Here is a 12,124-nt window from a genome sequence, read left to right as displayed (position 1 = left end):
GGTCCCGGCACACCTCGACCCGACCTCGACGGAGGGTGATCCACCATGTCCGCCACCTCGCTCGCCGCGCTCGCCCGGACCTCCGACCCGCAGACCGTGCTCCGCCGCTTTCTGGCCCTGGACGCCGTGGTGACCGGGGCGAACGCGCTCGCCTATCTGGCGGTGTCCGGCCCGCTCGGCCGCCTCCTCGGCGTCGACTCCATGCTGCTGCTCGCCCTCGGCGGATTCCTCGCGGTGTACGCCGGTGCCGTCGCGCTGCTCGCCTCCCGTGCCCGCCCGGCCGAGTTCCCGGTGCGTGCCGTGATCGAGGCCAATCTCGCCTGGGCCGTGCTGAGCCTGCTCGCCCTGGCGCTGTGGCTGTCGCCGACCACGGCGGGCTCGGTGTGGACCGTGCTGCAGGCGCTCGTCGTCGCCGGGTTCGCCGCCCTTCAGCACTTCGCCCTGAAAGCCCGTCAGGGCAGCAGCGACTGAAGGTACTTGACCGTCGCCGGGTCGGCCGGGAGCAGAGTCTCGATGGCCCAGCTCGGCGACCGTCACGTCCATGGGCGTGTTGAAGGTGGAGATGGAGGAGATGAAGGACAGGACGCGGCCCTCGTGCTCGATCTGCATCGGCAGCGCGAAGTACGGGACGGGTTCGGCCGGTTCGGCGCCGGGCGCGTTCTCCGGCACCGGGTACGCAGCGACGTCCTCGTACAGCTCACGCAGCGGCTCGGAGCGGTACAGGGCGATCTGCCGCTGCATCTGCTCGAGGAGATGGCCGCGCCATTCGCGCAGGTTGCGGATGCGCGGTGCGAGGCCCTCCGGGTGCAGGGTCAGGCGCATCGCGTTGAGCGGGGGCTCCAGCAGGTGCTCGGGAATGTCGTCGAGGAGCATGAGGATGCCCCGATTGGCCGCGTGCACGTTGTACATCGCGTCGACCACGAGTGCCGGGTAGGGCTCGTAGCCCTGGATCAGCTGCTCCATGCCCGCGCGCAGCGCGTCCAGCGCCGGGTCGTCCAGCGGGGTCTCCGGGTAGTGCGGGGCGTAGCCGGCGGCCAGCAGCAGCGCGTTGCGCTCGCGCACCGGCACCTCCAGGTGCTCGGCCAGCCGCAGCACCATCTCCTCGCTCGGCCGGGAGCGGCCCGTCTCGATGAAGCTCACGTGCCGCGCCGAGGAGTCCGCCCGCAACGCCAACTCCAGCTGGCTGACCCGTCGTTGCTCACGCCAGGCCCGCAGCAACGGGCCGACGCCCTGGCCGGAGGGGGCGACGGGGGGCTGGGCGGCACTGGACGGGACAGTGGTCATGAGTACGACCGTAATCGAGGAGCGCGGGGGAATGAGCGGGCCGAGGACGTCGTCTCCTCCACCCGGATGGCCCCGCTTGACCCCGTTCGGCCCGGGTCTGACCAGGGCCGTCGCGCCCGGCCTGTGGCAGGCTGAAGACGTACCCTCCCGCGCTGGAAGGAGCGAGGCCATGCCCCTGGAACCGCTGTCGCAGAAGGAGATCGAGGACCGGCTCGCGGAGCTGCCGGGCTGGTCGCAGGACGGCGACCGGATCGCCCGCTCCTACCGGCTCCCCTCGCACTTCGCGGCCACGGCGATGGTCGTCCACATCGCCCAGGTCCAGGAGGAGCTCGACCACCATTCCGATCTCACCCTGGGCTACAACACCGTGTCCCTCACCGTGAACACACACACCGTGGGCGGCGTGACCAAGCGGGACTTCGCCCTCGCCCGGCGGATCGAGGAGCTCGCCCCGGGGCACGGGGCCCAGTGACGGGCGTGCTGGACTACGACAAGGAAGCAGAGCGGTACGACGCCTCACGCGGCGGTGAACCGCGCGCCGCCGCCGCGGCCCAGGCCGTGCTGGGCTTCCTGCCGGACGGGACGCGACGCCTGCTCGACGTCGCCTGCGGCACCGGAATCGTCACGCGACGGTTCGCCGCCGACCGGGACGGCCTGTCCGTGACCGGCGTCGATCTCGCGCCCGCGATGGCCAGGCGGGCCGCCGCGCGTCTGCCGGGCGCCGTGGTGCTCGCCGACAGCCGCCGATTACCCTTCCCGGGCGGCCGGTTCGACGCGGTCAGCAGTGTGTGGCTGCTGCACCTGGCCGGGACGGACGAGGACGTCCGGACCATCGTCGGCGAATGCGCCCGAGTCCTGCGGCCCGGCGGTATCTACGTCACCACGGTCGACAAGGCCGCCGCCCACAACGTGGGCAGTGACATCGACGCCGTGATGTCCTCCCGCCCGCACCGCCCGGCCTGCGACGCGGCGGACCTCGTCGCGTCGTACGCCCTCGGCCACGGCCTGGTCCCGGCGGGCGGGGCCCGCTTCACCGGTCACGGCCAGGGCCGCAGTCCCCGCCGGACCGTCGCCGATCTGCGCCGGGGCTGGTTCGTCACCCTGCCGCCCGGCGGCGCGCTCGCCGACGGGTTCGCCGCCCGCCTGGCGGCACTGCCGGACCAGGACCGTCCCCGGCCGGACCCGGTGTTCACGGTGCGGGCGTTCCGGAAGCCCGAGTGAAGTCCATGACCCAGTTGGTCAGCCAGGTCTCCCCGCCGTCCAGTGAGAAAGCCTGCTCCCAGCGAGCTGTGCCGGCCCAGACACCGGACCAGAAGAACCGCACTCGCACGTCCTTGCCGTCGTGGATGTCGTCGCCGTAGAACTCGCCGCGCCGCCCCTCGAAACGTCCCATCAGGTTCGAACGCCCCGGCGACTTCGACCTGGCCGCCTACTGGACGGCCTATCAGCGCGACTTCCATGACCGCCTGTACCGCGGGGAGGCGTTGGTACGGCTGTCACCGGGAGCCGAGCTCACCGGGCCGCTGGCCGTCGCCGTGGCGGCGAGCGGCCGTACCGATGACGACGGCTGGATCCACGCCACCGTCCCCATCGAGTCCGTCGACCACGCGCACGGCGAGTTCCTGCGGCTGGGCACGGACGTCGAGGTGCTGGAGCCACCGGAGCTGCGCGAGCGGATCGCCCGTACCGCCGCCGAACCGGCCGCAAAATACGGCAACTTCGCGGTGCGCGGCGACCACTGAGGATTCGGAATCCGTCCGTCCCTCAGGAGGTACGTCTCGTGCAGCACCCGCACAGGCACCGCAGACGAAGGGTCGTCCTCTCCGCGCTGGGCGCCACCGCCGCGCTCGTCGCCGCAGGACTCACCGCGCTGAACGGCGCCGGCACCTCCCCCACGCTCGAACTGACTCGCGCGGGAGAGGCCGCCCCCCTGGCCGCCACTGCCCGCCAGGTCGAGAAGCTGGACCGTGGGGTGGTCAGCGTCCACACGGCCGACGGCAACCTGGTCGGCTGGCGCTGGCTCGGCACCGACCCGAACGACGTCTCCTTCAACGTCTACCGCGCCGGCACCAAGGTCAACTCGACCCCGGTCACCGGCTCCACGAACTACTTCCACTCCGGCGCCCCCGAACAGGCCGACTACACCGTCCGCGCCGTAGTGAACGGCGTCGAGCAGGAGGACTCGGTCCACGCCGTCCAGTTCCGGCCGGGCTACAAGGACGTCCCCATCAGCCCGCCCGCCGGCGGCACGACCCCCGACGGAGTGGCGTACACCTACGAGGCCAACGACGCCTCGGTCGGCGACCTCGACGGCGACGGCGCCCTCGACTTCGTCCTCAAGTGGCAGCCCACCAACGCCAAGGACAACTCCCAGTCCGGCTACACCGGCAACACGATCGTCGACGGCATCAAGCTCGACGGCACCCGGCTGTGGCGGGTCGACCTGGGTCGCAACATCCGCTCCGGCGCCCACTACACGCAGTTCCAGGTGTACGACTACGACGGCGACGGCACGGCCGAGGTCGCCATGAAGACCGCCGACGGCACGGTCGACGGGACGGGCGCGGTGATCGGCAGTTCAGCGGCCGACCACCGGAACTCCTCCGGCTACATCCTCTCGGGGCCCGAGTACCTGACCATGTTCAACGGCCGGACCGGCAAGGCGATGGGCACGGTCGACTACGTCCCGGCGCGGGGCACGGTCTCGTCCTGGGGCGACTCGTACGGTAACCGGGTCGACCGGTTCCTCGCCGGTACCGCCTACTTGGACGGCTCGAGGCCCTCGCTCGTCATGGCGCGCGGCTACTACACGCGTACGGTCATCGCCGCCTGGGACTGGCGGGGCGGCGCCTTCACCCGACGCTGGACCTTCGACACCAACTCCTCCACCAACACCGGCAAGGGATTCGACGGCCAGGGCTCGCACAGTCTGTCCGTCGGGGACGTCGACGGTGACGGCAGGGACGAGATCGTGTACAGCGCGATGGCCGTCGACGACAACGGCAACGGGCTGTGGACCACGAAGACCGGCCACGGCGACGCCCAGCACCTCGGCGACCTCGACCCCGCGCACGCGGGTCTGGAGTAATTCAAGGTCTCGGAGTCGACGAGCCGGCCCGCCGAGCTGTACATCAACCCGGCCAACGGCACGGTCGACTGGAACCTGGCCGCCTGCTGCGACAACGGCCGGGGAGTGGCGGGGGACATCTACGCCGGGAACGACGGCGCCGAGGTGTGGTCCGCCTCCGACACCTCCATCCGCGACGAGGCCGGCGCCATCAAGGGCCGCGAGCCGTCCTCGGTGAACTTCCTGTCCTGGTGGGACGGCGACACCGTACGCGAACTCCTCGACGGCACCCGTATCGACAAGTACGGCACGTCGTCCGACACCCGCCTGCTGACCGGATCCGGCGTCTCCTCCAACAACGGCACCAAGGCCACGCCCGTGCTCTCCGGCGACATCCTCGGCGACTGGCGCGAGGAGGTCGTCTGGCGCACCGGCGGCAACACGGCCCTGCGGATCTACTCCACGCCGTACGAGACGAACACGAGGATCACGACGCTGCTGCACGACACGATGTACCGCACGGGCCTCGCCTGGCAGAACACCGCATACAACCAGCCCCCGCACCCGAGCTTCTTCCTCGGCAACGGGATGGCCACGGCTCCTCGGCCCACCGTGTACACGCCCTGACCTGATCGCCGGCCACCGCCATCGAGGAGTCCGGGACCGGTCCTCGATGGCGGCGTCCCGGCCGACTCCGGCTACCGTCCGCTGCCGGCCTGACGGCCCGGCCTCACTTCAGGTGCCGGCCGAAGAACCGGTTCGCGTCCTCCCCCTCGAACCACGGGGTGCCGGTGTGCCCGCCCATATTGGCGTGCAGCGTCTTCTCCTTGGTGCCGAAGGCGTCGAACAGCTCCAGGGCGCGCTGCCGGGGGTTCCCTTCGTCGTCCCACTGCAGCAGCATCAGCAGCGGAACGGTGACCTGCCGTGCCTCCTCGTGTTGGGCGCGGGGCACGAAACCCCCGGCGAAGAAACCGGCGGCCGCGATGCGCGGCTCGACCACCGCGAGCCGGATGCCGAGGGCCATCCACCCCGAGTACCCGACCGGGCCGCCGATCTCGGGCTGCGCAAGGAGGGCGTCCAGAGTGGTCTGCCATTCCGGGACCGCGTTCTCCACCAGCGGGCCGACGAGGGACTCGAAGATCTCGTCGACCGGCTCGCCGGCCTGCATCGCCCGGCGGAGATCGGCGCGGGCCTGCTCGTCGGCGGTGGAACGGGGCCGGTCACCGCACCCGGCGGCGTCGATGGTGGCCACCGCGTAGCCGTTCGCCGCGGTGTGCCGGCCCCGGGCCACCAGCCGGGCCTGGCTCTTGGGCAGGCCGTTGTTGTGGGCCATCAGGATCAGCGGGACCGGTGCGGCCCCAGAAGATCCGGCAGAGCCAGGCGTCCACAGGGTGCCGGGGATCTCGCCGAGGGTGAATTCGCGTTCGAGGACGCCGTCGTCGAGGCGCTGCTCGGAAGTGAAGTGCATGGTCGTGCCTTTCGGGAGTGCGCTGGAACGGCGCTCCCGGACGACCTATCGCCCGACCGTGACCCCGGAGGGGAGCACCCATGTCAGTACTGTGTTCACGGGTACCACCTCCTCGTTCTCTCGCACGGCCTCCGGAAAGCTAGCAGCGGTCGCCGTGTTCCTCCAACGGGTTTTCGCGGAGCGCTCAGGCCGCTGGGCCGGGCGTCTGCCCCGGAGCGCGATTCCTCGTGCACGGCTATGGGAAGTTTTGGGGTGCATCGTTACCCTCCGCCCATGATTCCCACGGTGGTTTGGGGCACAGGCAATGTCGGGCGCGCGGCCGTTCGGGCTGTCGCGGCGCATCCGATGCTCAGTCTGGTGGCCGTGCTGGTGTCGAGTCCCGCCAAGATCGGAAAGGACGCGGGCGAGCTCAGCGATCTCGGCCGGCGCCTCGGGGTCGCGGCGACGGACGATGTGGACAGGGTGTTCTCCGCCGGCCCCCGCGCGGTCGTGTACGCGGCCTCCGGTGACGTCCGCCCGGACGGCGCGATAGAGGACATCAGCCGTGCGCTCCGCGCGGGCGCGGTCGTCGTCACACCCTCCGTGTACGGCATGTACGACTGCACGAACGCGCCGGAGGAGATCCGCGGTGTGCTGGCCGAGTCCGCCGAGGCCGGGGGCGGCTCGCTGTTCGTGTCGGGGGTGGATCCGGGTTGGGCCAACGACGTGCTCCCGCTGCTGGTGAGCGGCCTCGGCTCCGACATCGACGTCGTCCGCTGTCAGGAGATCTTCGACTACTCGACGTATGACCAGGAGGAAGCCGTACGCCATCTGATCGGTATGGGGCATCCGCTGGACTATCAGCCGCTGATGCTCGCCGAGGGCATTCCGACGATGATCTGGGGCGGACAGCTGCGGATGATGGCACGGGCCCTGGGCGTCGAACTCGACGGCATCGAGGAGACCTTGGAACGCCGTCGCCTCGACTCGACCGTCGCCACCGACACCATGGGGGAGTTCTCGGCCGGTACCCAGGGTGCGGTGCGCCTGGAGGTGCAGGGCGTGGTGGACGGCGAGCCCCGCATCGTCATCGAGCACGTCACCCGTATTCACGCCACCTGTGCCCCGGACTGGCCCGCGCCGCCCGACGGCGGAGCGGGCGCGCACCGCGTGATCATCGAAGGCCGCCCCCGCATCGAGGTCACGGTCGAGGCCACGGACGAGGGGGAGAACAGAGCCGCCGGCGGCAACGCGACGGCGGCCGGCCGTCTGGTCAACGCCATCGACTGGCTGGTCGAGGCCGAACCGGGTCTCTACGACGCACTCGACGTCCCGCTGCGCCCCGCGGTGGGCAGACTGGGAAAGAAGTGATCATGCAGATCGACATCCCCGAGGGCGCCGAGCCCATCCCGTACGTCTGGGGCGAACTGGTGCCCAAGATCGGCCAGGCGGCCAGCACCTTCTCCCTGTCCGTCTACGAGTACACGACCCTGGGACTGCGCGAGTTCGAGGCCGCCCGGCTGCGCATCGCGCAGATCAACGGATGCCTGTTCTGCCTGGACTGGCGCACCGAACGCGACGGCGAGAAGGTCGAGGAGGGCTTCCTGGACGCGGTCACGCAGTGGCGTACGACGGACGCCTTCGACGTACGGACGCGGCTTGCCGCCGAGTACGCGGAGCGCTACGCACTCGACCATCACCACCTGGACGACGAGTTCTGGGACCGGATGAAGGCGCACTACAGCCAGGCGGAGATCGTGGAGTTGAGCATGAGCATCGGCTCATGGCTGGCGTTCGGGCGCCTCAACCATGTGCTGGGCCTCGACAGCGTCTGCGTGCTGCCGTCGGCACAGCCGTCCTGATGAGGCAGTACGGCCTGTGGGCCGGGGCACAGCGACCCCGACCCACAGCCGAAACGGTCAGAAGTCCTCGGCGATGATCTTCTCGATGTTGCGCTCCGCGAGCGCGGTGATGGTGACGAAGGGGTTGACGCTGGTGTTGCCGGGAATCAGCGCACCGTCCATCACATACAGACCCGGATGGCCGTGCAGACGGCCGTAGTTGTCGGTGGCCTTGTCGAGCACCGCACCACCGAGCGGGTGGTACGTGAGATGGTCGCCCCAGATCTTGTAGACGCCGAAGAGGTCCGTGCGGTAGATCGTCCCCTCGGTGGCGTTGATCTTGTCAAAGATCGATTTCGCCATGGTGATCGACGGCTGCTTCCACGCGGTCTGCCAGTTCAGCTCCACCTTCCCCGTAGACGCGTTCCAGGTGAACCGGCCGCGGTGCGGGTTGTTCGTGATCGACAGATAGAACGACGCCCAGGTCTCGATACCGGTCGGCAGCGGCGCCACCTCGGCGAACGCGCCGCCCGCGGCCCAGTTGTCGATGCCCGCCGTCGGGATCGACGACTGGAGCGCTCCGGTCGGATCCCACAGATGGTTGGCCCGGCCGCACATGACGTTGCCGTTCTCGCCCCATCCGTTGCCGACCTCGCCGTTGAGGCCGGGTAGCGCGCCGGTCGCCTTCAGACGGACCAACAGCTTGCTGGTGCCGACGCTTCCCGCCGCGAAGAACACCCGTTGCGCCCGGACGGTCTTGGTGGTGGTGACGGCTCCGCCCGTGTCGAGTTGCTCGATGGTCACGGAGAAGCCGCCGGTGACGGGCGTCACCGAGGTGACCCGGTGCAGCGGCGAGATGCCGACCCGGCCGGTCGCGCGTGCCTGCGCGAGATAGGTCTTCGGCAGGGATTTCTTGCCGTGGTTGTTGCCGTACAGGATCTCGCCGGCCAGGGCCGACTTGGTCGCCGCCCCCGTGGCCTCCTGCTTCATGTAGTCCCAGTCGTAGACGTTGGGGACGAACGTGAAGCGGAAACCGGAGCGCTGGGCGTGTTTGCGGCCGACGCGTGCGTACCGGTAGGCCTCCGTCGTGTCGAACCAGGCCGGGTCGATGGCGCTGACGCCGAGCGTGCCGTTGGCCCGGGGGTAGTACACGTCGTACATCTCGTCTGCGTCGACCGACGGCAGCACGCCGGGGAAGCGGCTCCGCTCGGGTGTCACCGCCATACCGCCGTTGACGAGAGAGCCGCCCCCCACTCCCCGCCCCTGGTACACCACGATGCCGCCCATCTCCTCGGCGTCCAGGATGCCCGTGTACCGCGGCACGTCCCGGTCGAGCGGGAAGCCGAGGAAGTTGCTCAAGGGCTGCTTGGTCCGTGTGCGAAGCCAGAAGGACCGGTAGTCGGGGGTGGTGGTGTTCGCGAAGACCTTGCCGTCCGTCCCCGGGGTGTCCCAGGCCATGCCCATTTCGACCATGTGGACGTCCACGCCCGCCTGAGCGAGCCGGAGTGCGGTGACGGACCCGCCGTATCCGGTGCCGATCACGAGTGCCGTGACCTGCGCTCCGGGTTCGATCGGACCGGCGTCCAGGGGGAGTGCCGCGGCGGTCGGCAGATCGAATGCGCCCACAGCGGCCGCACCTAAAATAGAACCTGTTCTACCAAGGAAGCGACGGCGGGAGGGACCTCTTCCTTCCAGTGTGCTGGGTGGTCTGGAGTCCATGTAGATCCCCTTTCTTCTGCATAATCGAAACGGGTTCTACTAATGAACGTGAAATAAGTCACGAGAAACCTATGGGTAACTTGACTGCTGACCTCGGGTTTTCCGCATCAGGAATGGTCCGATAACTCACCCGTCTCTCAGGTATCGATTCAAACGCAGAAAACCCCCGGGTCACCGACCCGGGGGTTTCGCCGACGTTCTTCACACGGTCAATGCACTGTGCAGTTCTGATCTCCCATCCTGAACGCACTCGGTTTCGCGTTCGCCCCCGACCGGCTCCCCGTGAACCCGAAGCTCACGGACGACCCGGCGGCCACGTTCCCGTTCCGGCCGGCGTTCCTCGCGGTCACCGCCGAACCCGACTGCGTGTACTCGGCGTTCCACACCTGCCGCCGACCGCGGTGTCCCCGTAGATGACGCCGCGTCCGTTGGTCGCCACGTACACCCGCCCGTACACCCGAGGATCACCAGTGATCGCCGCACCCGTCCAACCCCACTGGCGGGACTCGTCGTTGACGCGGGTCCAGCTCTCCCCCTTGTCGGTGGAGCGGAAGATGCCCCGCACTCCGCCGATCTTCGCGCTGATGTAGAGCGTCTGGTACGACGCTCCCGGCGCCGCCTTGCCGAAGCCGATGGTGTCGGCCTGCTCGACGCCCGAGAGTTTCGTGAAGCTCGCGCCGCCGCCGGTCGAGTGCCACAGACCGTACGCCCCGTCCGTCGCGCCGCCCGCCAGCCACACGTCCCCCCGCACCCCGGGCAGCGCCTTGAAGCGGACGCTGTCCCCGCTCGGCAACCCGCTCGCCGAGGACGCGGCGAACGACGCGCCGCCGTCCGAACTGACGTAGAACTTCCCGGACTTGAAGCCGTAGAAGACCTTCGGGTCCACCCGGTCGGACTCCACGATCGCCCCGGCCGGAATCCCGCTCGACGCCTGCCACGACGAGCCGAAGCCCGTCGTGTACTGCACGCCCGCCCCCGCCGGGCTCCACACGAACCGGCTCCCGTCCGACGCCGCCGCGACCGTACCGCCGCCGCTGACCCCCGAAGGGTCGGTCCCCGCGAACCAGTTGGCGCCGTTGTCCGTCGAGAACGCGATGTGCGGGCCGGAGTCGAGATTGCCGACCCGTACGACGGTGCCGGCGTTGGACTCGGCGTAGTCCAGACTCGTCGTCGTGGTGAAGTTCGGCTGGGTGAACATCGTCGACGGCACCTTGGTGAGGTCGGTGTGCCGGAAGCCGCCGACATCGCCGAGCGCGCTCAGCAGCGGGGCGCCCGACGGGGGAGAGGCGAGATCGTTGACCGCCGTCTCCTCCAGGCCCCGCACCATCGGCTTGATGGTGAACTGACCTCCGCCGTCCCACTTCGTCAGATCCTCGGTGCCGTAGACCGTCGCACCCGTCCCGTACAGCATCCGGTTCGAGTCGAACGGGTCGATCTCCAGCGCCTCCGTCATCCACCCCAGCTTCGGCGTCTGCTCGGGCGGCGACGGGTTCGCCCCCCAGGTCAGCCACGGCGACGACGAGACGTCCATGGCGTAGCGGTTGGCGCGGTTGGGATACGACGTGTAGTCCCATGCCTTCGTCCAGGTGCCGCCGCTGTCCGTGGAGCGGAAGATCTGGGTGTCCGGCCACCAGGAGCTGTACGCGGTCGCCATCACCGTGCCGGGCCTCTGCCGGTCGACGGTCAGACCGCTGAAGCCGTAATAGGTGTCTGCCTCGGCGACCGGGCTGATGTCGGTCCAGGTGTCGCTCGCCGTCGCGTACCGCCACAGCCGGCCCTTGCCTCCGTCGTACGGCCCGCCCTTGTCGCTGTAGGCGAGATAGAGGTAGCCGTTCGTGGCGTCCAGGACACCCTTGTGCGCCAGGTACCCCGTCGGCTGCCCGGCGACCCGCGACCAGCTCACCCCCGCGTCCGTCGACCGGTACACGGCGTTGTCCTTGTCGGCGACCCCGACGTAGATCGTCCTGGTCGCGTTCCCGGCCGTTCCCGTGGACTCGTCGAAGGTGACCCAGACGATGCCCTGGTTGTCACTGGCGTACCCGCTGGTGTCGCTCGGATCCTGCACGTAGTTGCCGACGTTGGGGAAGCTCGCCACCCGCGACCAGGTCACCCCGGAGTCGGTCGACCGCCACAGCCCCTTGCCGCTGGGCGCCCCCAGGTACAGCACACTGTTCCGGTTCGGGTCGACCGCCAGCCGCTCACCCATGCCGCGGCCGGGCATATTGCCGCCCAGCTTGAACGGCAGGCCGGTCTTCTGCCAGCTCGCGCCCCGGTCCGCGGAGCGCATGACGGCGCCGTTGCCCGGGTCCCAGCTGTTGGTGTACGTCCCGACCGCCGCGTACACCTTGTCCGGGTCGACGGAGTCGGACGCCAGGCTCACCACACCCGTGTGCCCCCAGTCGTCCCAGCCGACCGAGTCCAGAAGAGGCGTCCAGGTCTGCGCCGACTCCTGCCGGCGATAGGCGCCGCCGATGTCGGTGCGGGCGTAGGCGAGGTTCTTCTCGGCGCGGTTGAAGACGATGCCGGGGACGAATCCGCCGCCGTCGATGCGGGCGTTCTTCCAGGTGTAGGTGTCGGCGGTGATCGACACCTGCCTCGAGGTATCGGAGGCGGCAAGCGCGGGCGGGGTGCCCGCCAGCAGTCCGGCCGCGAGCGCGAGCACGGCCGTGAGGATGCGAGTTCTTTGCACGTGTCCCTCCTTGGATGTGGGGAAGGCACAAACGCCGGGCAGGGCCGCGCCCCGGGGGCGCGGGGAACTCCGCGACC

8 protein-coding genes and 4 pseudogenes are annotated in these 12,124 nt (G+C 69.7%); 7 read left to right on the top strand and 5 right to left on the bottom strand.

The annotated features are described in order from the left end of the window. Nucleotides 1–45 precede the first annotated feature (45 nt). Complete coding sequence (locus ACFQ6S_RS12670) at nucleotides 46–471, top strand: hypothetical protein (protein ID WP_383407124.1); 426 nt, start codon at nucleotides 46–48, stop codon at nucleotides 469–471. Here ACFQ6S_RS12670 and ACFQ6S_RS12665 read toward each other — a convergent pair. After that, nucleotides 453–1,284, bottom strand: a pseudogene (locus tag ACFQ6S_RS12665) (helix-turn-helix domain-containing protein). The gene ACFQ6S_RS12670 and the pseudogene ACFQ6S_RS12665 overlap by 19 nt on opposite strands. A 169-nt stretch (nucleotides 1,285–1,453) precedes the next feature. Here ACFQ6S_RS12665 and ACFQ6S_RS12660 point away from each other — a divergent pair. Together ACFQ6S_RS12660 and ACFQ6S_RS12655 are read left to right on the top strand one after the other, a co-directional pair. Then, nucleotides 1,454–1,756: a 4a-hydroxytetrahydrobiopterin dehydratase gene (locus ACFQ6S_RS12660; protein WP_383407121.1), complete on the top strand. Its 303-nt coding sequence runs from the start codon at nucleotides 1,454–1,456 to the stop codon at nucleotides 1,754–1,756. Nucleotides 1,757–1,761: 5 nt separating this feature from the next. Next, on the top strand, nucleotides 1,762–2,505 hold the full coding sequence (locus tag ACFQ6S_RS12655; RefSeq protein ID WP_383409228.1) for a class I SAM-dependent methyltransferase: 744 nt from the start codon (nucleotides 1,762–1,764) through the stop codon (nucleotides 2,503–2,505). On the opposite strand, the pseudogene ACFQ6S_RS12650 reads toward ACFQ6S_RS12655, so the two are convergent. Next, nucleotides 2,474–2,680 (bottom strand): annotated as a pseudogene (locus ACFQ6S_RS12650) (hypothetical protein); the annotation flags it as partial. The gene ACFQ6S_RS12655 and the pseudogene ACFQ6S_RS12650 sit on opposite strands and share 32 nt — an antisense overlap. On the opposite strand from ACFQ6S_RS12650, the gene ACFQ6S_RS12645 reads away from it, so the two are divergent. Both ACFQ6S_RS12645 and ACFQ6S_RS12640 read left to right on the top strand, forming a co-directional pair. Then, nucleotides 2,676–3,026, top strand: a complete 351-nt coding sequence (locus tag ACFQ6S_RS12645; RefSeq protein WP_383409225.1) for a helix-turn-helix transcriptional regulator — start codon at nucleotides 2,676–2,678, stop codon at nucleotides 3,024–3,026. The pseudogene ACFQ6S_RS12650 and the gene ACFQ6S_RS12645 overlap by 5 nt on opposite strands. 38 nt (nucleotides 3,027–3,064) lie before the next feature. After that, nucleotides 3,065–4,978, top strand: a pseudogene (locus tag ACFQ6S_RS12640) (rhamnogalacturonan lyase). A 103-nt stretch (nucleotides 4,979–5,081) separates the two neighbouring features. On the opposite strand, the gene ACFQ6S_RS12635 reads toward ACFQ6S_RS12640, so the two are convergent. Further along, entirely contained in the window at nucleotides 5,082–5,819 is a 738-nt protein-coding gene (locus ACFQ6S_RS12635; protein WP_383407118.1) for an alpha/beta hydrolase, read from the bottom strand. A 273-nt stretch (nucleotides 5,820–6,092) separates the two neighbouring features. Here ACFQ6S_RS12635 and ACFQ6S_RS12630 point away from each other — a divergent pair, with 273 nt between their 5' ends. Next, nucleotides 6,093–7,169, top strand: a complete 1,077-nt coding sequence (locus ACFQ6S_RS12630) for a dihydrodipicolinate reductase (RefSeq protein WP_383407115.1) — start codon at nucleotides 6,093–6,095, stop codon at nucleotides 7,167–7,169. A gap of 2 nt (nucleotides 7,170–7,171) precedes the next feature. Further along, nucleotides 7,172–7,660 carry a carboxymuconolactone decarboxylase family protein gene (locus ACFQ6S_RS12625; RefSeq protein ID WP_383407113.1) on the top strand — a complete coding sequence of 163 codons (489 nt, stop codon included), beginning with the start codon at nucleotides 7,172–7,174 and terminating at the stop codon, nucleotides 7,658–7,660. 57 nt (nucleotides 7,661–7,717) lie between these two features. On the opposite strand, the gene ACFQ6S_RS12620 is transcribed toward ACFQ6S_RS12625, so the two are convergent. Both ACFQ6S_RS12620 and ACFQ6S_RS12615 read right to left on the bottom strand, forming a co-directional pair. After that, nucleotides 7,718–9,358, bottom strand: coding sequence for a GMC oxidoreductase (locus ACFQ6S_RS12620; RefSeq protein ID WP_383407111.1), 1,641 nt, complete (start codon nucleotides 9,356–9,358; stop codon nucleotides 7,718–7,720). Between the two features lie 209 nt (nucleotides 9,359–9,567). Continuing rightward, a pseudogene (locus ACFQ6S_RS12615) lies at nucleotides 9,568–12,047 on the bottom strand (cellulose binding domain-containing protein). Nucleotides 12,048–12,124 lie beyond the last annotated feature (77 nt).

The organism is Streptomyces sp. NPDC056479 (assembly GCF_042795335.1).
GTDB lineage: Bacteria > Actinomycetota > Actinomycetes > Streptomycetales > Streptomycetaceae > Streptomyces.
This window is presented reverse-complemented; position numbering and strand designations above follow the sequence as displayed.

Excerpts from the sequence above, each read along its gene's own strand:
- ACFQ6S_RS12630 (WP_383407115.1), top strand. The coding sequence starts at position 6,093 with ATGATTCCCACGGTGGTTTGGGGCACAGGCAATGTCGGGCGCGCGGCC.
- ACFQ6S_RS12635 (WP_383407118.1), bottom strand. The coding sequence starts at position 5,819 with ATGCACTTCACTTCCGAGCAGCGCCTCGACGACGGCGTCCTCGAACGC.
- ACFQ6S_RS12620 (WP_383407111.1), bottom strand. The coding sequence starts at position 9,358 with ATGGACTCCAGACCACCCAGCACACTGGAAGGAAGAGGTCCCTCCCGC.
- ACFQ6S_RS12625 (WP_383407113.1), top strand. The coding sequence starts at position 7,172 with ATGCAGATCGACATCCCCGAGGGCGCCGAGCCCATCCCGTACGTCTGG.
- ACFQ6S_RS12670 (WP_383407124.1), top strand. The coding sequence starts at position 46 with ATGTCCGCCACCTCGCTCGCCGCGCTCGCCCGGACCTCCGACCCGCAG.
- ACFQ6S_RS12660 (WP_383407121.1), top strand. The coding sequence starts at position 1,454 with ATGCCCCTGGAACCGCTGTCGCAGAAGGAGATCGAGGACCGGCTCGCG.